Below are 25955 nucleotides of genomic sequence, written 5' to 3' on the forward strand. Positions count from 1 at the left end.
GCGGGCTCTCATGACTGCATGCCGTCGAGACGATCGCGCAAGTGGCGCAGGGTGCGGATCATATACTTTTCGACCATGTTCCTCGACAGCCCCAGGCGTTCGGCGATTTCCGCCTGGGTCAGCCCTTCGATCTTCTGCCAGACGAAAATCTTCCGGCAGTTGAGCGGCAGTTCCTGCAGCGCCCGTTCGATGGAGTCGGCCAACTGGATCGCCTGCATGTAATGCTCCGGGTCGCCGGTGGACGACACACTGTGATCGATCGCCTGCGACTCCATGGCTTCCCGTCGATCCTCACGCCGATAACCGTCGACCGCGATGTTGCGTGCGGTCTGGTGCAGATACGCCCGTGGCTGCTGCACCGCCGCCGAATCGGATTCGAGCACCCGCACAAAGGTGTCGTGCGCCAGATCCTCGGCCTGCGCGCGATTGCGCAGACGCCGGGTCCAGGTGCCGATCAACTCTTCGTAATGCTCGAAAAAGCCGGGTCTGCGGGGCAGCATGGGGTTCATGACAGCGTGCTGGGGGGAAAGAGGTGTGAATAGTAATGCTTCCTATTAAGGCCGGCAATTCATTCCTTGGAAACGCTCGATTCAAGGGCAATCGTCAGTAAAACCGCGCCTTCCCCCACCTATTGTGTAAAATGCCGCCCGGGTGCCACCGCAACAACGCGGCAGGGCAGGTTTAATTCAGCGCAGGTCGGGCCGCCGCGCGGAGTTGCTGTGCCTATGAGCCACGATCCGTCACGCCTGCAGGCTGCCCGTCAGGAGTCGCCTTCTGCCCTGGCCTTTCTCTCGCGATTTTTCGCCGCCGAGTCCGCCGGTGGCCTGATTCTGATGGCCGCTGCCCTGGCCGCGCTGCTGGTCGCCAACTCGCCGTGGGCGGCCACGTATTTCTCGACCTTGCACATCAAGATCGCCGGTCTGTCGATCGAGCATTGGGTGAATGATGGCCTGATGGCGATCTTCTTCATGCTGGTGGGCCTGGAGATCAAGCGCGAAATGCTCGCCGGACAGTTGTCGACCTGGGGTCAGCGCGCGCTGCCGGGCTTCGCCGCGCTGGGCGGGATGCTGGTGCCAGCGCTGATCTACGTCGCGATCAACTGGGGTAATCCGCAGACCCTGAGCGGTTGGGCGATCCCCGCCGCCACCGACATTGCTTTCGCCCTGGGCGTGCTGTCGCTGCTGGGCAAACGGGTGCCCGTGTCGCTGAAAATCTTCCTCTCGGCGCTGGCCATCCTCGATGACCTGGGCGCAGTGGTGATCATCGCGATTTTCTACACCAGCGGCCTGTCGGTGAGCATGCTGCTGGCCTCGTTGGCAGTGATTGCACTGCTGGTGATCCTCAACCGCTGCGGTGTCAGAAAGCTTTGGCCATACCTGATCGCCGGCGCCTTCCTGTGGTTCTTCATGCTGCAATCGGGGATCCACGCGACCCTCGCCGGGGTGATTCTGGCCCTGTGCATTCCGCTGGGAAATCCCGAAGACGAGCACAACTCGCCGCTGCTGTACCTCGAAGAAAAAATGCATCCGTGGGTGGCGTTCGCTGTGGTGCCGATTTTCGGCTTCGCCAACGCCGGGGTGTCGCTGACTGGCATTTCCCCGAGCAACCTGCTTGAGCCGGTGCCACTGGGCGTGGCGCTGGGGTTGTTGTTCGGCAAGCAGATCGGCATCCTCGGCCTCGGCGCCCTGGCGATTCGCAGCGGTCTGGCGCAACTGCCGCAGGGCGGGAGCTGGCTGCAACTGTATGGTGTCGCTCTGCTCTGCGGGATCGGCTTCACCATGAGCCTGTTCATTGGCGCACTGGCCTTCCCGGGCGCGCCGCACCTGGTCGATTCGGTGAAGGTTGGGGTGTTGCTGGGTTCGATCCTGTCCGCGCTGCTGGCGGTGGTCGTGCTGATGAATGCGGGTAAGGCGAAGGCTTCGAGCTGACCGCCAGATCGGGTCGAGACAGAAAACCAATGTGGGAGCGGGGGGGGGGGGGGGGGGGGGGGGGGGGGGGGGGGGGGGGGGGGGGGGGGGGGGGGGGGGGGGGGGGGGGGGGTGGGGGGGAAGGAAGGTAGGGAAGGGGAAGAGTGAATGGCGAATTGGCAGGGCAATGGGTCCTAGAGGGCGGGTTTTATTCAAGNATTCAGTCAGCTAATTTATCGACTGAATCACCGCCTTCGCGAGCAAGCCCGCTCCCACAGTTTTTATAGCGGTGCTGCTCAGCCTTTTTCGTCGATCCCGGCCTGTAGGGTCTGGCTGTCCAGATTGCCGCTCAGGGTCACCGGACCGACTTTCAGACTGCCGTTATCGAATGACAACTTCTGTGCGTTCTCCTCGGTTTTCTGCGGCAGATCCAGCCCGGCTTTCACTCCGTATTCACGGTTGACCAGATCGCTGCTACCCACTTTCGAAGCACCCAGATCCACTTTGCCCTCAGTCGCCGAGATCCGCGCGCCGGTCAGCTGCGTGCCACCACCAACGTTCAACTTCACACCCTGATTGCCACTGATGCCGGATGCCTGCACCACGCTGTCCTTGTGCGCGTATTCGCCTTGCGCTTTCAGCGTCGGTTTATAGTCGGTGCCGGCGAGCTTTTCCTTGTCGCTCGGTGGATTTTTCTTCGCCGTCAGGCCCAGATCAACATCGACCTTGGCCTGGGTCGTCGAGTCCTGGCGGCTTTCGACGATCAGATCACCGGCGACCTTGCCACTGACATTTTTCGCGTCGATCCGCGCGCCCGACAGCTGCGCATCCCCCGCGCTGTTGAGCACCACGCTGTCAGCCTTGATCTGGCTGTTCTGCTGGGTGGTGCCTTGCAGGTAATCGACGCCGACCTTGGCCCCGGCGTTGAAGCCGTGGTCACTGCTGGCCTTTTCCTCGGCTGCGGTCGGGGTCTTGCTGCTCAGGTTGCCGCCGGCATTCAGCGCGACGTTCCAGTTGTTGCGGCTCTCGGTGGACTGCGCCGATTCCTGAACCAAACCGCCCTTCTGCGCATCGACGCTGACGTTCGGCGCGCTGACTTGCGTGCCTTGCAGGTGCACCGCGTCACCGCTCAAGGCGACGTTGCTCTGGCTGTTGAGCTGGCCACCGGTCAGGGTTTGCGAGTTTTCGTTGACCTGACCAATGTTGAAGTTACCGCTCAGATTACCGCCCTGATCGCGACTCTTCTCGCTGCTGGATTTGCTGCCGCCGCCCTTCAAACCGCCGCCGAGATTGCTGCCGGTCGCGGTGTGGGTATCAACGGCCGCTTGCAGATCTAGCTTGCCGTCAGCGTGCAGATCGATAGCGCCGGCGCTGTCGATCTTCGTGCCTTGCTGAACCTGATTGCCACCGCTGCTCAGTTGCACCGGGCCGTTGCCGCTGATGCTCGCCACATGAGCCTGAGTGTCATTGGTCTGCTTGCCGGTGTGATCAAGCTGGAAGCCAGCGCCGAGGTCGACGTTGGTGCCGTCGGTGCCCGGCAAGGTGCCGACCGTCAGCGAGCCGTTGCCGCGCAGGCTGGAGTCGCTGCTGCTCTGACGGTCGTTTGCCTGATTCAGCGCCAGATCGCCGCCAGTCTTGATGCTCACACCGCCCTGCCCGCCGTCGAAACGGCTGCCGGCGAACTGCGCATCACCGCCCACCTTGATGTTCACGCCTTGGCTGCCGGCAAAACCGCCCACCACTGCGGTGCTGCTGTCCTTGCTGCTGTAGCTGTTGCCACCCGCGCCGCTGCCGGCGACGTTCACGTCCTCGCCGGTCTTGGTGTAGACGCGCAAGTCGACCTTGGCGTCCACCGAGTTATCGGTGCTGCTGTGAGTCTTGCTCGCGGCATCGGCAACCAGTTTGTCAGCGCTGATGTTGACCTTGCCGTTGCTCGCACTGTACTGGGTGCCCTCGTCGTGCAGGGTGCCGGCGGTTTTCACCTCGACGCTGCCGCCGTCGAAACGGCTGACCACAGCGTTGCTGCTCTGCTCGGTCTTGTCGGCGCTGCCGTGACCGATCGCCACGTCGATACCGACGTTCGGCTGGCCGAGATTGCTCAGGGATTCCTTGTCCGGAATTTTGCCGTTGAGCACATCCTTGACCGCACCGGCAATCGGGCGGGCGATGTCCTTGTACTCGACGTTGGCGCCGATGTCCGCCGACCAGTTGCTCTGGTTGTGCGTACTGCTTTCGGTGTTGCTGGCGGCGCGGTTGTCGATCTCGTTGGCCGCGACATTCAGACCGTTGCCAGCCTTGACCTGCGCACCTTCGGTCAGCAGCTTGTCGGCATTGATGTTCAGGCTGCCGCTGCTTTGCACGTGGGTGGTTTGCGCAGTGGTTTTGCTGCTGCTGTCTTGCGTGGTGCTGTGGGCAAAATCGACACCACTGCCGGCGCGGTCGAGGCCGCCGGTGTAGTAGAAGCCGCCGCCAGTGCTGGAGGTGTCGGTCGACGTTTTGTGGCTGTCCTGTTCGGCCAGCAACGACACGTTCTTGCCGCTCAGCGTAGTGTCGCCAGCAGTGGATTTGACTTCACCGCCCTTGATCGTCAGATCGCCGTCCGCTTTAACCTGCACGCTGCCACCGCTGAGGCTCGAGCCCTGCTGGTCGACGTCGTTGCGGGTGACGGTCTGCCGCTTGTCTTCGTAGTGCACCCCGGCGCGATATTGCTCCGGCGTTTGCTCTTTGGCGTAGGCATCGAAGCCACGGGTCTCGGTGGTCGAGCTGCTGGCGTGGCTGTTCTGCGTGGAATGCACGTTCACATCACCCGCTGCGTCCGCCGTCAGCACGCCACCAGCCTTGACCGTAGAGCCGGCCACTTCGATGTCCTTGGCGCTTTTGAGCTTGAGATTGCTGTCGGAAACCAGCTCGCTGCGCACCGTGGTGCTGTCCCTGGAATTCTGCCGCGACTCGTCCTTGGTGATGCCGAAGAATTTGCTGTCCTTGTCGTGGTTGTTGCTGTGCGAAGTGTCCTGCACGCCGTCGATCACCAGCGAACCCTGATCGCTGATCACGCTGGCCTCGGTGCCGCCACGGACCTGGCTGCCGCTGATGCGCACGTCGTCAGCCTTGACGATCAGCTTGCCGGCCGCATTGATTTTGCTGCCCTGATGCCGGGTCTGGCCCTTGTCGGCATCACCGGTCTTGCCGAAGAATCCGCCGCCAACCAGGTCGCCGGAGTAACTGTTGTTATTGCTGCGACTGGTGCGCGTGGCCGTGGTGACGTCCACTTGCTTGCCCGCCAGTTTCACATCGCCGGCGCTGTTCAGTTCGGCGCCTTCGGAACGCAACAACGCGGCGGTTTGCAGCGCGATATTGCCACCCTTCAACTGACTGCCGATGCTGCGCTGTTCTTCGCTGCTGTTGTTCCAGTCGGCCTTCCACAGATGCTTGCGATGGTTGCCCTGATCAGTCTGGGTGTGGCTTTCGGTGGCAGCGGTCAGGCGCAGATCGCCGCCACTCTGCACATCGAGATTTTTCGCCGCTTCAACTTTCGCAGCTTTGAGTTCGGTGTCTTTGCCGGAGGTCAGCCTGGCGTCGCGGCTGGCGACGATCTGGCTGCCGTGCTGGCGAGTTTCACTGTCGGTCCGGGTGCGGTCGTAGGTTTCCCAGGTGATGCCGATGGTGCTGTTGCTCCAGTTTTCGCGCTGCTCCTGGAGCTTGCGGCTTTCGACGGTGCTCAGGGTCAGGTTGCGCTTGGCATTGACGTTGACGTCGCGAGCACTGAGATCGGTGGCGGCCAGCGTCAGGTCGTTGCTGCTGTGCAGGCCGACATCACCCTGACTGCTGCGAATGCTGGCACGGGTCACTTCGAGGCTGTTGGGGATGGCTTCACCGCTGACGCTGAGGTCGCCGGCGGAACGAATCTGTACGCCGTCACGCCCGGCCACTTGCACCGCCCCCACACGCACGCCCGCGCCTTCGGCGGTGCTGACGATGTTGATGCGCCCGGCCTGCATCGCGCCGAACAGGCTGGCGTCAATGCGTTGATCCTGGGTGTTGCCCGCCGGATCCACGGCTTTGACCTGACCGCTGGCGTAATCGACCTGATTGCGCCCGACCGTGAGGTTCAGTTGATCGCGGGCATCGATGCGGCCCTGGCTGTTGATACGCGGGGCGATCAGGTTGACCGAACCCTCGGCGTTACGCAGGCCGCCACTCTGGATCTGCAACTGACCGCTGGCGTCGCGGGTGTTCAAGGCTTGCAGTTTGCCGTCGTTCAACTCCGGACGACCGACCAGCAGACTGGCGTTAGGCGTGTTGATGAAACTGCCGCCGTTCACCGAAATGCCGTTGGGGTTGGCCAGCACGTAATCGGCGGCGCGGCCGAAGATTTCCTGGGCGCCGTTGATGGCCGAAGGGTTGCGGCTGATCACCTCGTTGAGGATCACGCTCGCCGCCTGGCCCTGCAGTTGCGGGTTGGCCGCCAGTTGCCCGGCGAGCTGCGATTGCCCGGCCTGCAAGGCGTTGTTCAGCACCAGGCCCTGACGGTCGACGTTGTAGTCGAGGAACTGGTTGTGCGACAGGCCCGAGCCGTTGGGCGCGACGATATTGACGATGGGCACGCCGCCCTGCGTCTGCAATTGCGCGGTGCCGCCGGGGCCGGGAGCGACCACCACACCGCCGGCGATGGCGCTGGGCAGGTGCACGGCGAAGAACAGGCTGGCGATCGCCCAGCGCAGTTTGCCCCGAGGAGAAAGATGGAATGCAAAGGTGTGTGCTGGCATAAAAACGTCTCCATGTAAGTACGGCATCACGGCGCGCGATTTAGTCTTGGCCGTGGCTGTCGCGCTCAGATCCGACGGCGGTTTGTTCACTGCATGATGAGTTTCGGTGGCGCTCATATCTGCAACCCCACGCGCATCAGCCAGGTCTCTGGCTCGTGCTGCAAACCTTTGGGGGTGTTGAGGGCGCGTTGGTAATCGACGTCCACTTGCAGATTCTTCCAGCCCAGATTCAGCCCGACGCTGGCGCCGCTCAGGCGCTGGCCCTGGGCGCCGTGATCGGCCTTGAGCCAGCCGTTGTCCAGGCCCACGCGCGGGGTGATCTGCACCGGCCAATCGCTGCGCAGCGGCAGACGCAAGGTGTTACGCCAGATCGCGCCGCTGGCACCGGATGCGCTGCTGACCCGATAGCCGCGCACCGCCGAATCATCGGTGCCGAGCAACTGTTCGATGGCCGGTAACGGATCGGGGCTGTATTGCAGATTGAGCTGGCTTTGCCACTGCCACGCTTGCGCGCCGAACTGGCCGTTGCGCCACTGGCTGAGGCCGGCGCGGTACTTGCGAAACTGCGCTTTGGGCAGGTTGTTGACCGCATGATTGGCGTCGTCATCAGCGCCCAGCCAGCGCAGGCCTTGCGAATAGGTGAAGTCGAGGTTCCACACCGCACGGTCGAGCCAGAACAGATTGAGTCCGGCTTCGGCCACGGTCAGGGTCGGGCTTTGAATGCCCAGACGGACATTTTCCAGATAGCTGTCGACGTCCTTGTGTGCCAGTTGCAGGTTGGCGCTGAGCTGACGGCTCTGGTCGCGCCACAAAACGCGGTCGGCGCGCAGACTCAGTTGATCGGTGATGCCGGTGCTGTACAAGGTCGCGCTGGGCAGCTTGAACGGCGCGCGATATTCCGCATGGCTGGCGAACGCGCTGTAGGTCCAGTAGCCGTAGGGAATCGCGTAATACAGGCTGGCGTTGCGACTGTAGCGGTCGCCCTGATTCAACGTGTCGCTGGCACTGAGGCTCAACAGATCATTGAGTTGCAACGGACTGTCGAAGCTCAGGCTGACGGTATCGCGGTCACGCCCGGTGCTGGCGCTGCCAAGGTTGTCCATGCCCAGGCCCAACGCCCAGCGCGACTGTCCGGAGGTACGCGAGCGCAGGATGATGCGCGAGGCACCCGGTTGGCTACCGGGGGCGATGTCGGCGGTCAAATCGATCGAACGCAAGCGGTTCAGTTGATCCAGGCCTTGCTCCAGATCACGCAGGTTCAGCGGCTGGCCGAGCATATGCGGGAACGCGCCGCCCAGCGAAACGGGCAGGCTCTGATCGGCCAGTTCGATGGACTCGATGTAGCCCTCGTCGATCATGATGTCCAGCGACTGCCCCGCCGCCGGCGCGCTCAACAGGTACGGGCGGCTGGCGATGTAGCCCTGCTCGACGTAGGCGGCGGTGATGGTCGCCAGCAGATGGTTGATCTGGCCGACGCCCATGCACGGCGCCAGCAGCGGTTTGATCCGGGCGTTGAGCTTGGCGCTGTCGATCAGCGTGACGCCACCGATACGCGTGCCGCTTAGCGGCCAGCAGCGTTCATCGGGGGTGACGGTCTGCGGGAGCACTGGGGTGGCGGGCGCAGGACCGAACGCACCGCGCTCCAGTTGGCGCTTGCGTTGTTCCATCTGCAGTTGTTGCAGATCGCGCTGTTGCTGTTGCTGCTGGCGCAGCACTTCCTGGCCCGGCACAACAGGATCAGCCGCTTGAATCGAGGAGGCACACACACTCAACACAAAGGCCGACAACAGCGGGCAAAGCGTGGAACGATGACGGAAAACAGCGCAAAGCAAATACGGCACGCAACATCCTTGCAATCATAAAGTAGCGTAATGCCACCTCATCAATGCGAGTGATAGTCAGAGCCTTCCTACGCAAATGCAAGATGCTTCCTACAACGCTTACATTTCTTAAACATTTGATTTTACTGCGTTCAACATCACCGCCTCAGGTGTTCCCCGATGACTTTCATTGAGTTCTTGAAGATTTGCCCCTGTATTACTGGCGCTGTCGTTTGTCGAAACCGCTCCAAACCCCGAGGCCGGGTAAGCAAATGACGATCGGCACAAAAACATAATTGCCACAAAATATTACTTGCGTCATATTACAACCGTAATAACAGCCCGTTTCCGCAGGTATTACGCCATGACCAGCATGTCCACCCTTGAGCCAGACCTGTCTGCCCCGGTCACCCCCGCCAAGCCGCCATTGCGCAAACGCCTGCTGCTGACCGGCGCCGGCCTGATCGCGCTGGTCGCGGTCGGCATGTATGCCGCGCACTGGTGGGGCACCGGGCGTTTTCTCGAAGAGACCGACGATGCCTACATCGGTGGCGACGTCACGGTGATCGGGCCGAAGGTCGCCGGGTACATCGAAGAAGTGCTGGTCAGCGACAACCAATCGGTCAAGGCCGGTGAGGTGCTGATTCGCCTCGACGCGCGCGACTATCGTGCCAACCTCGCCAAAGCCGAAGGCGCAGTCGCCGCCGAAGAAGCGCTGTTGGCCAACCTCGACGCTACTGAGCAACTGCAGCAAGCGGTGATCGGCCAGGCCCGCGCCGGCATCGATGCCGCCGGTGCCGAAACCGCCCGCTCGCGGGATGACAATGCGCGCTACAAACGTCTGGTGAGCACCAATGCCGTGTCGGTGGAAAGTGCCCAGCGTGCCGACGCGACTTTCAAGACCGCGCAAGCCCTGAGCGCTCGCGCCCAGGCTGAATTGCTCGCCGCCCAGCGCCAACTGGCGGTGATCGACACCCAGAAACAACAGGCCCGCGCCGCCCTGCAACAAGCCCGGGCCGAGCGTGATCTGGCGCAGTTGAATCTCGGCTACACCGAGCTGCGCGCGCCGGTTGACGGCGTGATCGGCAACCGCCGCGCGCGGGTCGGCGCCTATGCCCAGGCGGGTTCGCAACAGCTGTCGGTGGTGCCGGCCAGCGGTCTGTGGGTGGATGCCAATTTCAAGGAAGACCAACTGGCGCGGATGCAACCCGGACAACGGGTGAGCATCCGTGCCGACGTGCTCTCCGGCCAGGAATTCCACGGCCGCCTCGACAGCCTCGCCCCCGCCACCGGCTCGCAATTCAGCGTGCTACCGCCGGAGAACGCCACCGGCAACTTCACCAAAATCGTCCAGCGGGTGCCGGTGCGAATTCTGCTTGATCCGGCCGACAGCGTGCTCGGGCATCTGCGGCCAGGCTTGTCGGTCACCGCTGAAGTCGACACCCGCGCGCAAGCCGAAACCAGCGCCGTGGCCGTCGCGCCATGAGCACCGCCCTCACCGCCCCGGCGCAACCGTTCAACGCCGCCGACATGGCCACCGCGACCAAAGTGTTCGCCTTCGCCACCATGTGCATCGGCATGTTCATCGCGTTGCTGGACATCCAGATTGTCTCGGCCTCGTTGCGCGACATCGGCGGCGGACTCTCGGCCGGCACCGACGAAACCGCGTGGGTGCAGACCAGTTACCTGATCGCTGAAATCATCGTGATCCCGTTGTCGGGCTGGCTGTCGCGGGTGTTCTCCACACGCTGGCTGTTCTGCGCCTCGGCGGTCGGCTTCACCCTGGCCAGCCTGCTCTGCGGCGTGGCCTGGAACATCCAGAGCATGATCGCCTTTCGTGCACTGCAAGGCTTTCTCGGCGGCTCGATGATTCCGCTGGTGTTCACCACCGCGTTCTTTTTCTTCACCGGCAAACAACGGGTGATTGCCGCCGCAACCATCGGTGCGGTGGCGTCTCTGGCGCCGACGTTGGGGCCGGTGATCGGCGGCTGGATCACCGACATTTCCTCATGGCACTGGCTGTTCTACATCAACCTGGTGCCGGGAATTTTCGTTGCGGTGGCCGTGCCGATGCTGGTGAAAATCGACCAGCCGGAGCTCGCGCTGCTCAAGGGCGCGGACTACCTGAGCATGGTGTTTCTCGCGCTGTTTCTCGGCTGCCTGGAATACACCCTCGAAGAAGGCCCGCGCTGGAACTGGTTCAGCGATCAAACGATTCTGACCACGGCGTGGATCAGCGGTCTGGCGGGTCTGGCCTTTATCGGGCGCACCTTGCACGTGGCCAATCCGATCGTCGATCTGCGCGCACTCAAGGATCGCAATTTTGCCCTGGGCTGTTTCTTTTCCTTTGTCACCGGGATCGGTCTGTTCGCAACGATTTACCTGACTCCGCTGTTTCTTGGACGGGTGCGTGGCTACAGCGCGCTGGACATTGGTCTGGCGGTTTTTTCCACCGGGGTGTTCCAGATCATGGCGATTCCGCTGTATGCCTTTCTCGCCAATCGCATGGATCTGCGCTGGATCATGATGATCGGCCTGGGCCTGTTTGCCGTGTCGATGTGGGAATTCAGTCCGATCACCCACGACTGGGGTTCCGGCCAGTTGATGCTACCGCAGGCGCTGCGCGGGATCGCCCAGCAACTGGCGGTGCCGCCGGCAGTGACACTGACTTTGGGAGGTTTGGCACCGGCACGCTTGAAGCACGCCTCAGGGCTATTCAACCTGATGCGCAATCTGGGCGGGGCGATCGGGATTGCCGCGTGCGCGACCATTCTCAATGACCGCACCAACCTGCACTTCACTCGCCTGGCCGAGCATTTGAACAGCAGCAACGAGGCGATGAATCAGTGGCTGTCGCAGGTCGGTGGCAACCTGGCGACACTGGGTCAGAGTGGTGACGTCGGCGTCACCGCAGGCCTGCGTCAACTGTGGCTGCTGACCTACCGCGAGGCGCAGACCCAGACCTACGGCGACACCTTTTTGATGATCATGCTGTGCTTCATCATCGCCACGGCGATGGTGCCCTTGATGCGCAAGGTACAACCACCGGCCGCGCCGAGTGCGGATGGGCATTGATCCAGATCTGCAATGCATGCCCCCTGTAGGAGTGAGCCTGCTCGCGATGGCGCCAGTTCATTCAACATTGATGTTGAACGGATAATCGCTATCGCGAGCAGGCTCACTCCTACAAAAGATTGTGTCTGGGGCTTAGAGCTGTGGGGTTTTGCGGAAGCCCACGGCCAGACGGTTCCAGCTGTTGATGGTGCTGATCGCCACGCTCAGGTCGACCATTTCCTTGGGCGTGAATTGCGCGGCGACGATGTCGTAGTCTTCGTCCGGGGCGTGGGTCAGGCTCAGTTGGGTCAGCGATTCGGTCCACAGCAGCGCAGCACGTTCGCGCTCGGTGAAGAACGGCGCTTCACGCCATGCGGTGACGGCGAACAGTCGACGCGGGGTTTCGCCGCCCTTGATCGCGTCAGCGGTGTGCATGTCGATGCAGAACGCACAGCCGTTGATCTGCGAAGCGCGCAGCTTGACCAGTTCGATCAGGGTCTTTTCCAGCGGCAGTTTCGAGACCGCGGTTTCCAGGGCGATCATCGCTTTCAGGGCGTCTGGGGAGGCGGTGTAGAAATCGGTACGAGCTTTCATGATTGAGTTTCCGGGGCCAGTGAATGTGTAACTAAGTTAGTCCCGCACTTGCCCCGGACAAATAGCCAATCTCCCGGAAGACGAGTAGACCACCCTGTCACACGCGATTGCGCAACCAGTGCAGGAACCCGGTTTTCGCCACCACGGTCGGCACGTCCTGCGTCAGGGTCTGGGCCTTGTGCAGGCGATAATCGAGCAAGGCTTTCATCGCCTCGTTGATGTCGTGGCGGGCATCCAGGCACGGCTTCAGATAGGTCTTCTCGATGCGGTAAAGCGCACAGAAGGTTTTCGCCGCGAAGGTGGCCGGCACAGACGAATCGGAGAGGATACCGGCCTCGCCGATCACCTCCCCCGGCCCCATGCGCCCGGATTCGAACGGGCTGCCATGGCGAGTCAAGGTCACGCTGACCACGCCCGATTCGATGATGAACAAATGATCGCTGACCTCCCCGGCCTCGAGGATCGTCTCGCCGGCACGGAAGGTTTGCAGGGTCATGTTTTGGCTGAAGGTGTCTTTCTCTTCCTGGCGCAGCGTGGAGAAAATCGGCGAACTGTCGAGCAGCGCCCGCGGCCGCGAGAGGTTGCCGGCGACGATCGGTTCGACACTCGACAACAGATTGATCCCGGATGCCTGCAGATGCCGGTAAGCCAGATCGAACAGCTGATTGCGCACCGAGCGCTTCTGATCCATCGACGAGACAAAACCGCTGATTTCATATTCCGCACCGGCGCTGCTGGAGCTTTTCAGCGCGACGCTTGGCGAGGGATTGTCCAGCAGCGGACGGCAACCCTGCATCGCCCGCTCCAGCGCGTCGATCACCGTATTGGGCCGGGCATGCGGGCTGACCTGGACGCTGACGGCGACTCCGAACATGTTGCTCGGTCGGCTGAAGTTGATGATCTTGGCCTTGGCCGCCAGCGAGTTGGGAATCACTGCCATGCTGCCCTGACTGGTCTGCAAACGCGTGGCGCGCCAGTCGATATCGATAACCCGGCCTTCGGTGCCATCGATCGAGATCCAGTCATCGATCTGATAGGGCTTGGTGGTGTTGAGCACGATCCCGGAAAACACATCGCTGAGCGTGCTCTGCAACGCCAGACCGACGATGATCGCCAAAGCCCCGGACGTCGCCAGCACACCTTTGACCGGCAGATCCAGCACGTAGGCCAGGGCCGCGATAATCGCGATCAGGAAAATCACCGCACCGAGCAGATCCTGCAACAGCCGCCCGGTGTGCCCGACCCGCTGCATCATCACCGCACCGATCAGCACGGTAAGGGTGCGCGCGCCGAACAGCCACCAGCCGATCTGCAACCCGGTCGCCGCCAGGTGCAGCGGCACGTTGTCGGCCCACGGCGCCGGCTCCATCGGATTCAGGCCTTCGTTGAACAACAGCACGCTGAACAGGCTGAAAATCAGCACCCGCACCAGCAGCTTCCACTCGCTGCCTCGGGAACTGATCAGGCGCCACAGCCCGAGATCGAGGAGGATCAGGATCAACGCGCAAAACAACGGATGTTCGGTCAAAAAAGACAACATCAAAGCACTCCGACAGGGGCCAATCGCGAGAAGATCGCACAGATTGGGCAAGTGTAGGAGTAATTGATTTCAGAGGATGAACGCCCGCGCAAAAACATCCGGAAACCAATGTGGGAGCGGGCTTGCTCGCGAATGCGGAGGGTCAGTCAAACATGCATTGACTGACCCTCCGCATTCGCGAGCAAGCCCGCTCCCACATGGGGGAAATTTACCCGTGCATTTGGCCAAAACGCCCGGACTGGAAGTCGGCGAATGCCTGATGAATTTCCTGCTCGGTGTTCATCACGAACGGGCCATGGCCGACAATCGGTTCATCAATCGGCTCGCCACTGAGCAGCAACACCACCGCATCTTCACTGGCCTCAAGGGTCAACTGACGGCCGTCGCGCTCGAACAGCACCAACTGCCCGACACCTGCGGTTTCCACACCGTTGATCTGCATCGAACCTTTCAACAGCACCAGCGCGGTGTTGCGTCCCTCGTGCAGATCGAGCGTCAGCAACTTGCCGGCATTGAGCCGCAGGTCCCAGACGTCGATCGGCGTGAAAGTGTGCGACGGGCCTTTATGCCCATCGAACTCACCAGCGATCAGCCGCAGCCGGCCGGCATCGTCCTTCAGCGCGATATTCGGAATATCGCCGTCGAGAATGGTCTGGTAGCCGGGCGCAGCCATTTTGTCCTTGGCCGGCAGGTTGACCCACAGCTGCACCATTTCCAGCTTGCCGCCGGTTCTGGCGAAATCATCCGAGTGGAACTCCTCGTGGAGAATCCCGGACGCGGCGGTCATCCACTGCACATCGCCGGGGCCGATGGTGCCGCCGCTGCCGGTGGAGTCGCGGTGCTGCACTTCGCCGTCGTAGACGATGGTCACCGTTTCAAAACCACGGTGCGGGTGCTGGCCGACGCCACGGCGCTCGGTGGTCGGGGTGAATTCGGCCGGTCCTGCGTGATCGAGCAGCAGGAACGGGCTGATGTGTTTGCCCAGGTTGTCATAGGAAAACAGAGTGCGCACCGGGAAACCATCGCCGACCCAATGGCCGCGAGGGCTGGTGTAGATACCGATGATGTTTTTCATGGTTGCCTCCAGAAAAGGTGGGTGACGCAATGGATTAAGCTTAAATCCATAGCGTTTTTAGGACTAGACGGCAAAAACCGGCTTTAGTGTTCCATTCATAGAACAGTCCCACCGTTGAATCTCGATCCTTGCGGGAGCGGACTTGCTCGCAAAGGTGCCAGTCCAGACAACACAACTATCGGGAAAGATTCATGACTTCTGCTCAACAGTGCTTTGCCCCAGCAGCGGTTTTTCCCAAGCACGCAGACGCGGATACTCCTGCCCATTCCCACTGCAACCCTGGAGTCATCAATGTCTGTTCCCGCTTTTGGTCTGGGTACGTTTCGCCTGCAAGGTCAGGTGGTCATCGATTCGGTGCGCACCGGCCTTGAACTCGGTTACCGCGCCATCGACACCGCGCAGATCTACGAGAACGAAGCCGAGGTCGGCCAGGCCATCGCCGCCAGCGGCATTGCTCGCGAAGAGTTGTTCATCACCAGCAAGATCTGGATCGCCAACTTCGCCAAGGATCGTCTCATCGACAGCCTCAAGGAAAGCCTGCAGAAACTGCAGACCGACTACCTCGACCTGACCCTGATCCACTGGCCGTCGCCGGAAGATCAGGTGCCGGTCGCCGAATTCATGGGCGCGCTGCTCGAAGCCAAGCGTCTGGGCCTGACCCGGCAGATCGGGGTGTCCAACTTCACCATCGACTTGATGCAACAAGCCATCGCAGCGGTCGGCGCGGAAAACATCGCCACCAACCAGATCGAGCTGCACCCGTACCTGCAAAATCGCAAAGTGGTCGAGTTCGCCCGCAGCCAAGGCATCCAGATCACCTCCTACATGACCCTTGCCTATGGCGAAGTGCTGAAGGATCCGGTGATTCAGCAGATCGCTGAACGCCTGCAAGCGACCCCGGCGCAAGTCACCCTGGCCTGGGCGATGCAGTCGGGTTACGCGGTGATTCCATCGTCGACCAAACGCGCCAACCTGCAAAGCAACCTCGGCGCCACCACGCTGACCCTGAGCGAATCCGACATGGCGCTGATCGCCGGTCTGGAGCGCGGCCATCGTCTGACCAGCCCGAAAGGCATTGCCCCGCAGTGGGATTGATCGCTCAGTCCTGAAGCCGCTGCGCGAGGCCGAGCATGGCCCTGCGCAGCGCATCCGCCGAGCGGTGGACAGCCAGGGTTTCGGCGTCGCGACACGCCTGTTCGAGCTCCGCGCACGCCGCCGCCACCCGCGCGGCACCGACCATTTGCGCACCGCCCTTGATGTGATGCGCCAGGGTGCTTAATTCGCTCAGATCCTGTGGCTGGCGCGCAGCGTCCAGCCGTTGCAGATCCTCGTGCAGACTGCGCAACACTTGTTCGCGCAGGCGCTGCATCACTGCAGGATTGTCCCCGGCCATCTGTTCAAGCGCGCTCAGGTCGATCTCGGGCAACGGCGGTGCCGGGTACGACAGCTGGTCACCGTCACCGCGACTGGCCGCCTTCAATGCCTGTTGCAGATCGTGCAAGCGAATCGGCTTGAACAGACAATCGTCCATGCCGGCCTCAAGACAACGGACTTTCTCCTCGACCTGCGCGTTGGCAGTGAAGCCGAGGATCAGGCAGCGTGCCCGACCGCTCGCCGCCTCTTCTTCACGAAGTGTCCGAGCGAGTTCGTAACCGTTGCGCCGGGGCATGTTGCAATCGGTGATCAGCACATCGAAAGCCTGTGTTCGCCAGCGCTGCAAGCCCAGCTCACCATCCTCGACATCGACCGTAGCGTGGCCCAGTTCACTCAATTGCCGGCACAGGAGCAAGCGGTTGACCGGATGATCGTCCACCACCAGCACGCTCAGCGAACGCGCTGGCGTGTCCGCCACTTGCGGGCCTGCCGTCTCGGGTTCGAGCGCGGTCAACAGCGGCAACTGCAGGTTTACCTCGACCCGCGTTCCATGCCCCGGCTCGCTGTCCAGGTGCAGTGTGCCGCCCATCATTTCGCAGAGGTTACGGCTGATCACCAGGCCCAGTCCCGAGCCGCTACGCGCTGACTGGCCCTGGTTAGCGGCCTGGACGAACGGACTGAACAGGCGTTTGCGGTCATCGGCACTGATGCCGATTCCGCTGTCTGCAATCGCTAGTTTCACGGCCAACTGGCCAAGCGCTGTCCTGGTTACCGACAGTTGCAGACTGACCTGCCCGTGCTCGGTGAACTTGATCGCGTTGCTCAACAGGTTTGACAGCACTTGCTTGAAGCGTGTCGGGTCGAGCATGACGTCGACGTCACTGTGCGCATCCAGTTCGACCTGCCACAGCAGGCGTTTCTCCCGCGCAAGCCCTTCGAATACGCGGCACACCGCGATCACTTGTTCGCGCAGATTGGCCCGCTGCGGCGCGAGGGACAAATGCCCGGACTCGATACGCGCAATGTCGAGAATATCGCCGATCAATCCCAGTAATTGCTGGCCGGCACCGGACGCGACCTCGATTGCCAGCTTGTCGGTGACGCCCTCCTCGGCACGCTTGAGGGCCATTTCGAGCATGCCGATCAGGGCATTCATCGGCGTGCGGATTTCATGGCTCATGGTCGCCAGAAACGTAGTCTTGGCCCGATTGGCGTCGTCGGCGGCATCCTTGGCCTGCTGCAACTGCTGCAGCCACTGCTGACGCTGACGCAGCTGCGAGCGCTGAAAACCGATCCAGGCCAAGGCCAGCAACAGCAGCCCTGCCGCACCGGCAAACGCCAGCAGGATTTCGCGGCGATGACGCTGCCAGTAGCTCTCTTCCACGACCACGTCATGGCTCCAGCGCTCGACCAGTTCGTCCATCTGCTGCGGCGCGATGCTCAGCAACGCCTTGTTCAGAATCGTGTGCAGCGACGTATCCTGCGCTGCGGTCGCCAGCGCAATGCGTGCCGGCTGATCGCCGATCGTGTTGGTGATGCGCAGGCGTTCGCGATAATGGCGGGCGATCAGAAAACGCGCCACCAGCAGTGAGCTGACCGTCACGTCGGCCTGGCCTTTGGCGATCTGCTCCATGCCCTCGGCCGGGCTGCGCACCTCCACCAGGCGAATCCCGGGCACCTGCTGCAGAATAAAGTCGTGCAATGGATGACCGCGATAAATCGCCAGCCGCTTGCCCGGCAGATCGGCGAGGCTGCGCGGGCTGCCGGCCGTCGTCGCACTGACCAGCACAAACGGATTATTCAGGTAGGCACGGGTGAATTGCAGCTCGGTTTCCCGTTCGCTGCTCGGGGTCACCACCGGCAACACGTCGAGTTCACCGGCCTTGAGCTGCTCAATCTGACGATCCAGCGAACGCCCCCGAACCACTTCGAATTGCAGCCCGGTACGCTGACTGATCAGGTTGAGCAACTGCGCCGACAGCCCGTTGAATCGTCCGTCGGCATCAAAAAACGTCAGCGGTGCGAAGTCTTCGATCACGCCGACCCGCACCCGAGGATGTTGCTCCAGCCACTGCTGCTCGCTGACACTGAGGCGTACCCGTGACTGCGCGGCCATGTGCGCGCCCCCCGCACTCCAGCGCTGCTCGATAAGCTGTCGGCGCTCCATGGGAATGGCCGCCAGCGCCTTGTCGATGATGCGTTTGAGGCGCACCTCACTGCGCAGCAGGGCGAAACCGAAGGGATTGGCATCCAGGCCCGAGGGCCCGGCCAGTTGCAGGTCATTGCGGTAATTGGTGTTGATCAGGTAATTGGCACTGATCAGATCGCCGAGATAGCCGTCATCGACACCAAACGCTACCGCACCCAGCGCATCCATTGCCGAGGCGTAACGCTGCACCTTCGCGTCGGGGTAGAACGCCTGCACGCTGGTCAGCGGCAGATAGTCCTCGACCATGGCGATGCGTTTGCCTGTCAGGTCGGCCGGTAACGTTTCGTCGAGCCGGGTCACCAGCATCGGTTGGTCTTCGGCATAGGGGCGCGACAAGATGAAATCTGGATCGGCCAGCTCGAAATTGTTCGAGGTGCCCAGCAGATCGAGTTCGCCGCGCTTGAGTGCGCTCATCACCGCGTCGCGGTTTGCGTAGCGTTGCACCTCGATCCGCACCCCGAGCAGTTGCGCCAGCAGCTCGGCATAGTCGGCGGTGAGACCTTCCAGCTCCTGCCGATTCCGCGTGATCTCGAACGGTGGATAATCGGGCCCGGAAATCCCCATGCGCAACGTCGGATGGCGGCGTAGCCACTGTTGATCCTGGGGGTCGAGCGGAACCCGGATATTTTCCAGTGCCGCCTGGCTCAACAACTCCAGTGGCTGTGGCGGTTCACCAGCCCAGCAGGTGGCCGTGAGGCTCACCCACAGCACGCACCACCAGCGTCGCAGATTCACTGTGCTACTCAGATCAAATGGTTGCGCTTGGCGAATTCGCGCAAGTACACCGCTGACTTTGAGTGCAGACCCAACTTTTTTATCAAGCGGGTTTTGTAGGTGCTGACGGTCTTGTGGCTGAGGAACATTTCAGCGGCGATTTTCTTGTTGGGCTTGCCCAGAGCCAACTGCACGAGAATGTTCAGTTCTCGGTTGGAGAGCTCGTCGATCAGCTGTTTTTCGCTGCGGTGGGACGGGGTCGACACAGGGCCGCTATCAAGCAGTGCAACAAAATAGGAGTAGCCCGACATGAGCGCCTGGACAGCCTTGTGCAATTGCAGCAACTGGTTGGTTTTAGCCACGTAACCCATGGCGCCGCTACGCAGACAGCGATCCTGATAGTGCAGCGGATCCTGAGAAGTGAAGATCAGCACCCTGCAGTCGGGGTCGGTGGCTTTGAGCCGCTCCAGCACCTCCAGTCCGCCGACTCCCGGCAACTTGAGATCGAGTACCACCAGTTTCGGCTTGTGCTCGCGGCTGAGCTCCAGGGCTTCGCTGGCGTTCGATGCTTCGTGAATCACCTTGAACCTTTCGGCTTCGAGTACGAGTTTCACGGCAGCCCTTACCACCGGATGATCGTCGACGATCAGCGCTGACTTCATGACCGCTCCCAGGGCAAAAACAAACGATGGCGCCACCGGTAGCGGCTGTTCCGCCGGGGTGGCTGCGCAAGAACTGTTACACGGGAAGCCAGTCGTATCTACCTGTCAGATCTGACAGTTGCGCAAAAACGTAATTCGTGCTCAAGCCCGGCGTTGCAAGGCTGGCGCCGGGTTCCAGGCATGAGCTGCACACACCGGGTCAACGTCGACCCGCGCCATCAGGTGCTTGATCGCGGCCGCATTGGGCAAGGCGACGGGGCTGATCTGCAGGTTTTCCTGAGCGAAGCCTGCGGGCGTCAGCGCAGGTGCCGAGGGCTCGTTATAGATCAGGGTGTGGCGCACCTGCGGGTTGTTGAGGAAAAAACCCGGCAGGTCCAGCGATCCGGCCGCCAGCTCGGCGTTGATGACCACGACGTCGAACGGTTCACAGCCGTAGTCCACCAGGGTCAGCAGCTCAAGCAGACTCTGTACCGGAGCAACCCGGAAGTATTCGAGACCATTGAACAGGCGCTCGATTTTCATCCGGTGAAAATGCTGCGAATCGGCAATCAGGATACGCAGGGCTTTATTGATCATGCTCGATCTCGTGGAGGTGGACGGGTGCGCCAAGACTACGCAAGCCTCAGGAGCAGTTCTGTAGGACTTTTCCTAAAAAACCGGTCATTCATCCGCACTCATGAGCCATGCCGAATGGCTGCCCGACGTTGTTGCCTTATTCAGTGGTACTCGGACTCCAGAACGCCTGCACCACCAGCGCTGAAGTCGAAATCCGCGCCACCAGCGCATCGAGTTCATCGCCGTCGACCGAAGTCGTCGCCAGCGTGGCTTCTATCTCGATTTCGTCGGCACCGAAGGCGTGCACATCGACGTCGCTGGCCGGGTAGTTGCTGCGTTCCAACTCGGCTTCGAGCAGAGCGAACACGGCTTTCTGCTGTGAGCGCCGGGCGATGACATAGACAATGTTGGTGACTTCGGCCGAGACCACGTCCAGTGGCTGGCGGTTGATGTTGTTGACGATCGGCCGCAGCAAGGTGTTGGCGGCCAGAATGAACAGCGTGCCGAGCACCGCTTCGGCCAGCAGGTCGGCACCGGCGCAGGCGCCGACGGCGGCTGATGTCCACAGGGTTGCGGCGGTGTTGAGGCCTCGGACGTTGCCCTCTTCGCGCATGATTACGCCGGCACCGAGAAAGCCGATGCCGGAAACCACGTAGGCGACCACCCGCACCGCGCCTTCAGCACCGCCGAGACGGTTGGCCATGTCGACGAAAATCGCCGCACCGACCGCCACCAGCACGTTGGTACGCAGACCGGCGGTGCGTTGCCGGTACTGGCGCTCGAACCCGATCAGGCCACCGAGGATGAACGCTGCGCTGAGGCTGACCAGCGTGTCGAGCAAAGAAGTCAGGTTGAGGTTGTTGATGGCTTGCATAGTCTTGTCCTTGAAAACATCCGAATCCCCTGTAGGAGTGAGCCTGCTCGCGATAGCGGTGTGTCAGTCGTTGAAATTTTGACTGACAGATTGCCATCGCGAGCAGGCTCACTCCTACAGAGGGAACAGCGTTGTCCTGTTGTTATTGCCAGCCGAACCGGCGGATGTAGAAGCCTTTCACCGCCTGGGTCAGCGCCATGTACGCCAGCAGGATCATCGGCAGGAACACGAAGTACATCGACGGTAGTGCCTGCAATTTGAAGTAGTTGGCCAGCGGCCCCATCGGCAGGAAGATCCCGACCGCCATGATGATCCCGGTCATCACCAGCAGCGGCATGGCTGCACGGCTTTGCAGGAACGGAATCTTCGGCGTGCGGATCATGTGCACGATCAGCGTCTGGGTCAGCAGCCCCACCACGAACCAGCCGGACTGGAACAGCGTCTGGTGATCCGGGGTGTTGGCATCGAACACGTACCACATCAAGGCGAACGTCAGGATGTCAAAGATCGAACTGATCGGGCCGAAGAACAGCATGAAGCGCCCGACATCAGCCGGCTGCCAGCGTTGCGGCTTCTTCAGCATCTCCTTGTCGACGTTGTCGAACGGAATGGCGATCTGCGAAATGTCGTAGAGCAGGTTCTGTACCAGCAGGTGCATCGGCAGCATCGGCAGGAACGGAATGAACGCACTGGCGACCAGCACCGAGAACACGTTGCCGAAGTTCGAGCTGGCGGTCATCTTGATGTACTTGAGCATGTTGGCGAAGGTGCGACGCCCCTCGAGTACGCCCTCCTCCAGCACCATCAGGCTCTTTTCCAGGAGGATGATGTCGGCGGCTTCCTTGGCAATGTCCACCGCACTGTCCACCGAGATTCCGATGTCGGCGGTACGCAGCGCCGGCGCATCGTTGATGCCGTCGCCCATGAAACCGACCACATGACCGTTACCCTTGAGGATGCGCACGATGCGTTCCTTGTGCGACGGCGTGAGCTTGGCGAAGACGTTGGTTTTCTCCACCGCCACCGCCAGTTCGGCGTCGCTCATGCGCTCGACATCGTTGCCCAGCAGCAAGCCCTGTTGCGCCAGACCGACTTCGCGGCAGATCTTCGCGGTCACCAGTTCGTTGTCACCGGTCAGCACTTTGACCGCCACGCCGTGCTCGGCCAGAGCCTTGAGCGCCGGCGCGGTGCTTTCCTTCGGTGGATCGAGGAATGCCACGTAACCGATCAGCGTCAGCTCCTGCTCATCCGCCAGGCTGTAAGTGTCGCGACCTTCCGGCATCGAGCGGGCAGCCACTGCCACCACGCGCAAGCCTTCAGCGTTGAATGCTGCGGTGACCTGACGAATCCGGGTCAGCAATTCATCGCTCAAGGCTTCCTCGACGTCACCGTGCTGCACACGGGTGCACACCGCCAGCACTTCTTCCACCGCACCTTTGCAGATCAGTTGATGTGGCTGGCCACGCCCTTCGACCACCACCGACATGCGCCGGCGATTGAAGTCGAACGGAATCTCATCGACCTTGCGAAATGCCGTGCCGACTTTCAGTTCACGGTGAATTTCCACATGTTCCAGCACCGCCACGTCGAGCAGGTTTTTCAGCCCGGTCTGGTAGTAGCTGTTGAGGTAGGCCTTTTCCAGCACGTCATCGGAGTCTTCACCCCAGACGTCGACATTGCGCGCGAGGAAGATCTTGTCCTGGGTCAGGGTGCCGGTCTTGTCGGTGCACAGCACGTCCATGGCGCCGAAGTTCTGGATCGCGTCCAGACGCTTGACGATGACCTTTTTGCGCGACAGGAACACCGCACCTTTGGCCAGGGTCGAGGTGACGATCATCGGCAGCATTTCCGGGGTCAGGCCCACGGCAATCGACAGCGCAAACAGCAGCGCTTCGGTCCAGTCGCCCTTGGTGAAACCGTTGATGAACAGCACCAGCGGCGCCATGACGAACATGAAGCGGATCAGCAGCCAGCTGACTTTGTTCACGCCCAGCTGGAACGAGGTTACCGCGCGGTCAGTCGCGCCGACCCGCTGCGCCAGCGCGCCGAAATAGGTGCTGTTGCCGGTGGTGAGAATCACCGCCACCGCCGTACCGGACACCACGTTGGTGCCCATGAACAGAATGTTCTCCAGCTCCAGCGGATTGCGCGTGTCGCGGTCGGCCTGACGGGCGAATTTTTCCACCGGCATCGATTCACCGGTCATCGCCGCCTGGCTGACGAACAGGTCCTTGGCGCTGAGCACTCGGCAGTCGGCAGGAATCATGTCGCCGGCGGACAGCACGATCAGGTCGCCCGGCACCAGCTGCTTGATCGGCAGTTCGATGCGCGGCTCGTCGCGGCGCATCACCGTGGCGGTGTTGCTGACCATCGCCTTGAGCGCGTCGGCGGCCTGGTTGGATTTGCTTTCCTGCCAGAAGCGCAGCAGCGTCGACAGCACCACCATGGAGAAAATCACCGTGGCGGCTTTCAGGTCTTCGGTCAGCCACGAGATCACCGCCAACAGGGTCAGCAGCAGGTTGAACGGGTTTTTGTAGCAGTGCCACAGATGGGTCCACCATGGCAGCGGCTGCTCGTGCTCGACTTCGTTGAGGCCGTACTGCGCACGCAGGGCGTCGACTTCAAAATCGGTCAGGCCGTCGGTGTGAGTGCCCAGCGACGACAGCAGTTCACCGCTGTCGCGATGGGCCGCATCGACCAGGGTGTTGGCCAGGGTTGGCGGCACTTCACGGCTGACCGTGGTGTCGGTGATCGATTCCAGCAGCGCCAGACGGCGGAAGTGCCGGGCGATGTGGCGTGTACGCAGGAAGCCTGCGAAAAATTCCTTGAGCGTAAGTTTCATGGCTGTTGCCCCTATGGTCAGCCGGGAAACCGTCGAGCAGGTACGACCGCGCCTCGTACGCCGGAAAATCCGGCACGGCAAGGCTTGGCGCGCCGATCACAAAGGACAGGCGTGTCGATAGGTTTGCGATCGCGACCACACGGTCGAAACCACACACTTTCAGTGTCGATGAGAAGGACGTCGGGACATGGTCTCAACTGACCATGATCGGGATGCCGCTGCTCGCTTTACGGCGAGACAACGGCAGAGAAAGGCTGCGCGTTATCTTGCCGAGAATCTGCCGGTTACCGAGACCGGCCGACAACTGTCACTCGAACAAGTACCCACTGTGGGTCTCCGCTATTGATGAAAACGCGCGAAGCTTACGCCTCGATGATTTGAGAGTAAACCCGAGTAAGGAGGTGTGTCGGGGAATATCGGGGATGTTCAGGAAGGGTTCAGGAATGGTTTTTTGCGGTGGTCCTTGAGGCCCCTTCGCGAGCAAGCCCGCTCCCACAGGGGATCTTCATTGAACACAGATTTTGTGGTCAGCAGAGAACCAGTGTGGGAGCGGGCTTGCTCGCGAAAGCGGTATGTGAGGCGCTACAAAATCAGCTGGCAGTCGCCAACAGCAGATCCGCCATCGAACGGCTGTGCCCACGGTTCTTGCCATGCTCATACAGCGAGCCGGCAATCTCGTCGGCACGCACCGGCAACACCGACAGCAACGTATCACTCAGTCCATGGCTGGCCTGGCAGAAGCCCTGCATGTACAGACCGGCCTTGCAGCGTTCGTCGGTGATCAGTTTGTAGTTGCGATCGACCTCGAAATCACCGAGGTATTCTTCCAGCGGTGCCAACAGTTTGCGGTGCATCTGCCGCTCGTAACCGGTGGCCAGGACCACGGCGTCGTAGATACGCACGGTGACTTCGCCGGTGGCGTTGTTGCGCACCGCCAGTTCGATGCCGCGCTCGGTGGCGGTGGCACTTTCCACTGTGGTCAGGGTACGGAACGCATGACGGGCGATGCCCGAGACTTTCTGCCGATAGAAGATGCCGTAGATGCGCTCGATCAGGTCGATGTCGACCACTGAGTAGTTGGTGTTGTGGTACTCGTTGACCAGCCGCTCACGCTCGGCGCTGTTTTGCTGGAACACCAGATCGGTGAACTCCGGCGAGAACACTTCGTTGACGAACGGGCTGTCGTCCGCAGGCTTGAGCGCCGAGCCGCGCAGGATCATGTCGACCTGCACCGACGGGAACGAATCGTTCAGATCGATAAAGGCTTCCGCCGCGCTCTGCCCGCCGCCGATGATCGCGATGCTCATCGGCTGGTTGTTCACACACGGCTGTTTGGCCATCTGCGACAGATACTGCGAGTGGTGGAACACGCGGCTGTCACCCTTCAGCGCCTTGAACGCTTCGGGAATCCGCGGCGTGCCACCGGCACTGACCACCACCGAACGCGCAGTGCGCACCAACTGCTGGCCTTCGCTGTCGCGGGAGATCACGCGCAGCGCTTCAACCTGATGGTTGTGCAGCACCGGTTCGATGGTCAGCACTTCTTCGCCATAGCGGCTCTGCTCGGTGAACTGCCCGGCGACCCAGCGCAGGTAGTCGTTGTACTCCATGCGGCACGGGTAGAAGGTGCCGAGGTTGATGAAGTCCACCAGACGGCCGTGGGCCTTCAGGTAATTGACGAACGAGTACGGGCTGGTCGGGTTGCGCAGGGTCACCAGATCCTTGAGGAAGGAAATCTGCAATTCGCTTTGGGTCGAAAGAGTGTTGCCGTGCCAGCTGTAGTCGGCCTGCTTGTCGAGGAACAGCACATCCAGCTCGCCGTGGGTCGGGCCGCGCTCTTGCAGAGCGATGGCCAGCGCCAGGTTCGAAGGTCCGAAACCGACGCCGATCAGGTCGTGAACGATGGGCGATGCAATTGCCTGAGTCATTTCCAGTGTCCTCTGGATGAACCCCTCAACAAGGGGAAAGG

16 protein-coding genes are annotated in these 25955 nt (G+C 61.6%); 4 read left to right on the forward strand and 12 right to left on the reverse strand.

Annotated elements, in window-relative coordinates; all coding sequences use genetic code 11:
- Positions 1 to 8: 8 nt before the first annotated feature.
- The gene (locus VLA07_RS22500; RefSeq protein WP_003223490.1) at positions 9 to 509 is read right to left on the reverse strand and encodes a sigma-70 family RNA polymerase sigma factor; all 501 of its coding nucleotides are present in this window, start codon (positions 507 to 509) and stop codon (positions 9 to 11) included.
- A 216-nt stretch (positions 510 to 725) separates the two neighbouring features.
- Here VLA07_RS22500 and nhaA point away from each other — a divergent pair, with 216 nt between their 5' ends.
- Entirely contained in the window at positions 726 to 1928 is a 1203-nt protein-coding gene (gene nhaA, locus VLA07_RS22505; protein ID WP_333991420.1) for a Na+/H+ antiporter NhaA, read from the forward strand.
- A 275-nt stretch (positions 1929 to 2203) separates the two neighbouring features.
- Here the strand turns inward: nhaA and VLA07_RS22510 are convergent, their stop codons facing one another.
- Together VLA07_RS22510 and VLA07_RS22515 are read right to left on the reverse strand one after the other, a co-directional pair.
- The gene (locus VLA07_RS22510) at positions 2204 to 6673 is read right to left on the reverse strand and encodes a hemagglutinin repeat-containing protein (RefSeq protein ID WP_333991422.1); all 4470 of its coding nucleotides are present in this window, start codon (positions 6671 to 6673) and stop codon (positions 2204 to 2206) included.
- A gap of 113 nt (positions 6674 to 6786) precedes the next feature.
- Positions 6787 to 8514, reverse strand: coding sequence for a ShlB/FhaC/HecB family hemolysin secretion/activation protein (locus VLA07_RS22515; protein WP_333991424.1), 1728 nt, complete (start codon positions 8512 to 8514; stop codon positions 6787 to 6789).
- A gap of 343 nt (positions 8515 to 8857) precedes the next feature.
- Here VLA07_RS22515 and VLA07_RS22520 point away from each other — a divergent pair, with 343 nt between their 5' ends.
- The gene (locus tag VLA07_RS22520; RefSeq protein WP_333991425.1) at positions 8858 to 9979 is read left to right on the forward strand and encodes an HlyD family secretion protein; all 1122 of its coding nucleotides are present in this window, start codon (positions 8858 to 8860) and stop codon (positions 9977 to 9979) included.
- Positions 9976 to 11568: a DHA2 family efflux MFS transporter permease subunit gene (locus tag VLA07_RS22525; protein WP_333991426.1), complete on the forward strand. Its 1593-nt coding sequence runs from the start codon at positions 9976 to 9978 to the stop codon at positions 11566 to 11568. The genes VLA07_RS22520 and VLA07_RS22525 overlap by 4 nt, the downstream gene beginning before the upstream one ends.
- Before the next feature lie 132 nt (positions 11569 to 11700).
- On the opposite strand, the gene VLA07_RS22530 is transcribed toward VLA07_RS22525, so the two are convergent.
- The 3 genes from VLA07_RS22530 to VLA07_RS22540 form a co-directional block, all read right to left on the reverse strand.
- A complete protein-coding gene (locus tag VLA07_RS22530) occupies positions 11701 to 12141 on the reverse strand; it encodes a carboxymuconolactone decarboxylase family protein (RefSeq protein ID WP_027614017.1) in 441 nt (146 codons plus the stop codon).
- 97 nt (positions 12142 to 12238) lie between these two features.
- A complete protein-coding gene (locus tag VLA07_RS22535; RefSeq protein WP_097087705.1) occupies positions 12239 to 13681 on the reverse strand; it encodes a mechanosensitive ion channel domain-containing protein in 1443 nt (480 codons plus the stop codon).
- 208 nt (positions 13682 to 13889) lie between these two features.
- The gene (locus VLA07_RS22540; protein WP_333991428.1) at positions 13890 to 14756 is read right to left on the reverse strand and encodes a pirin family protein; all 867 of its coding nucleotides are present in this window, start codon (positions 14754 to 14756) and stop codon (positions 13890 to 13892) included.
- A gap of 291 nt (positions 14757 to 15047) precedes the next feature.
- Here VLA07_RS22540 and dkgB point away from each other — a divergent pair, with 291 nt between their 5' ends.
- A complete protein-coding gene (gene dkgB / locus VLA07_RS22545; RefSeq protein ID WP_247842489.1) occupies positions 15048 to 15851 on the forward strand; it encodes a 2,5-didehydrogluconate reductase DkgB in 804 nt (267 codons plus the stop codon).
- A 4-nt stretch (positions 15852 to 15855) separates the two neighbouring features.
- Here dkgB and VLA07_RS22550 read toward each other — a convergent pair whose 3' ends face one another.
- The 6 genes from VLA07_RS22550 to VLA07_RS22575 all read right to left on the reverse strand — a co-directional run bounded on the left by VLA07_RS22550 (position 15856) and on the right by VLA07_RS22575 (position 25914).
- On the reverse strand, positions 15856 to 19074 hold the full coding sequence (locus tag VLA07_RS22550) for a transporter substrate-binding domain-containing protein (protein ID WP_442969556.1): 3219 nt from the start codon (positions 19072 to 19074) through the stop codon (positions 15856 to 15858).
- 8 nt (positions 19075 to 19082) lie between these two features.
- A complete protein-coding gene (locus tag VLA07_RS22555) occupies positions 19083 to 19715 on the reverse strand; it encodes a response regulator transcription factor (RefSeq protein WP_333991430.1) in 633 nt (210 codons plus the stop codon).
- Between the two features lie 141 nt (positions 19716 to 19856).
- The gene (locus VLA07_RS22560) at positions 19857 to 20291 is read right to left on the reverse strand and encodes a chemotaxis protein CheY (protein ID WP_330207828.1); all 435 of its coding nucleotides are present in this window, start codon (positions 20289 to 20291) and stop codon (positions 19857 to 19859) included.
- A 136-nt stretch (positions 20292 to 20427) separates the two neighbouring features.
- Positions 20428 to 21144 carry an MgtC/SapB family protein gene (locus VLA07_RS22565; protein ID WP_007968289.1) on the reverse strand — a complete coding sequence of 239 codons (717 nt, stop codon included), beginning with the start codon at positions 21142 to 21144 and terminating at the stop codon, positions 20428 to 20430.
- A gap of 142 nt (positions 21145 to 21286) precedes the next feature.
- Positions 21287 to 23986, reverse strand: coding sequence for a magnesium-translocating P-type ATPase (mgtA, locus tag VLA07_RS22570; protein ID WP_333991432.1), 2700 nt, complete (start codon positions 23984 to 23986; stop codon positions 21287 to 21289).
- A 590-nt stretch (positions 23987 to 24576) separates the two neighbouring features.
- A complete protein-coding gene (locus VLA07_RS22575) occupies positions 24577 to 25914 on the reverse strand; it encodes a lysine N(6)-hydroxylase/L-ornithine N(5)-oxygenase family protein (RefSeq protein WP_333991433.1) in 1338 nt (445 codons plus the stop codon).
- Positions 25915 to 25955: the final 41 nt, after the last annotated feature.

The sequence above is a fragment of the Pseudomonas sp. S3(2024) genome (assembly GCF_036861315.1).
Lineage (GTDB): Bacteria > Pseudomonadota > Gammaproteobacteria > Pseudomonadales > Pseudomonadaceae > Aquipseudomonas > Aquipseudomonas putida_A.

Bases quoted from the DNA above. Each gene is read 5' to 3' on its own strand.
- VLA07_RS22575 (WP_333991433.1), bottom strand. From the start codon at position 25,914: ATGACTCAGGCAATTGCATCGCCCATCGTTCACGACCTGATCGGCGTC.
- VLA07_RS22565 (WP_007968289.1), bottom strand. From the start codon at position 21,144: ATGCAAGCCATCAACAACCTCAACCTGACTTCTTTGCTCGACACGCTG.
- VLA07_RS22540 (WP_333991428.1), bottom strand. From the start codon at position 14,756: ATGAAAAACATCATCGGTATCTACACCAGCCCTCGCGGCCATTGGGTC.
- VLA07_RS22530 (WP_027614017.1), bottom strand. From the start codon at position 12,141: ATGAAAGCTCGTACCGATTTCTACACCGCCTCCCCAGACGCCCTGAAA.
- mgtA (WP_333991432.1), bottom strand. From the start codon at position 23,986: ATGAAACTTACGCTCAAGGAATTTTTCGCAGGCTTCCTGCGTACACGC.
- VLA07_RS22500 (WP_003223490.1), bottom strand. From the start codon at position 509: ATGAACCCCATGCTGCCCCGCAGACCCGGCTTTTTCGAGCATTACGAA.
- nhaA (WP_333991420.1), top strand. From the start codon at position 726: ATGAGCCACGATCCGTCACGCCTGCAGGCTGCCCGTCAGGAGTCGCCT.
- VLA07_RS22555 (WP_333991430.1), bottom strand. From the start codon at position 19,715: ATGAAGTCAGCGCTGATCGTCGACGATCATCCGGTGGTAAGGGCTGCC.
- dkgB (WP_247842489.1), top strand. From the start codon at position 15,048: ATGTCTGTTCCCGCTTTTGGTCTGGGTACGTTTCGCCTGCAAGGTCAG.
- VLA07_RS22510 (WP_333991422.1), bottom strand. From the start codon at position 6,673: ATGCCAGCACACACCTTTGCATTCCATCTTTCTCCTCGGGGCAAACTG.
- VLA07_RS22525 (WP_333991426.1), top strand. From the start codon at position 9,976: ATGAGCACCGCCCTCACCGCCCCGGCGCAACCGTTCAACGCCGCCGAC.
- VLA07_RS22535 (WP_097087705.1), bottom strand. From the start codon at position 13,681: ATGTTGTCTTTTTTGACCGAACATCCGTTGTTTTGCGCGTTGATCCTG.
- VLA07_RS22520 (WP_333991425.1), top strand. From the start codon at position 8,858: ATGACCAGCATGTCCACCCTTGAGCCAGACCTGTCTGCCCCGGTCACC.
- VLA07_RS22560 (WP_330207828.1), bottom strand. From the start codon at position 20,291: ATGATCAATAAAGCCCTGCGTATCCTGATTGCCGATTCGCAGCATTTT.